Origin of the sequence: Bacillus sp. SIMBA_154, from assembly GCF_046536015.1 — a bacterium.
GTDB classification, from domain to species: Bacteria; Bacillota; Bacilli; order Bacillales; family Bacillaceae; genus Bacillus; species Bacillus pumilus_P.
On sequence record NZ_JAWJBV010000082.1, the window covers coordinates 1 to 395 of the forward strand.

Annotated in this window: 1 protein-coding gene; it reads right to left on the reverse strand. The window is 40.8% G+C overall.

Going from position 1 to position 395, the window contains the following annotated elements; translation table 11 throughout:
* Positions 1 to 323, reverse strand: a 323-nt coding sequence (locus R0K30_RS21195; protein WP_410612736.1) for a fasciclin domain-containing protein, incomplete at its 3' end; no start/stop codon positions are given.
* Positions 324 to 395 lie beyond the last annotated feature (72 nt).

Consider the following 395-nt stretch of genomic DNA (forward strand, 5'->3'; position numbering starts at 1 on the left):
TGATAAGTTAAAATAGAACTTAGGGTGTCTGTATCAGCTAATAAGCTATTAATGGTCTCTTCGCCTAATAATGCGAATGCATCATCGGTAGGGGCAAATACAGTATAGCTGGTAGTTAAATCATCGAGAGTTTCATCTAGACCGGTTGCTTCTAGTGCTGCAACAAGAGTGGTGAACTCTTCAGAGTCCTGTGCTGCGTCAAAGACTGAGACGGCAGGTTGTGGGTCTACAGTTACTGGAGCGTTGTTAGCGTCATCACTACTACAGCCTTGAATAAGTAACAAGGGAAGTATGATAGCACCGAGCTTAAATACTTTATTCATAATTGTTCCTTTAATCGAATGTTACAGTGTTACAGCTTTGTGAATGCTACGAAGCTATTAACAGTGTTGATC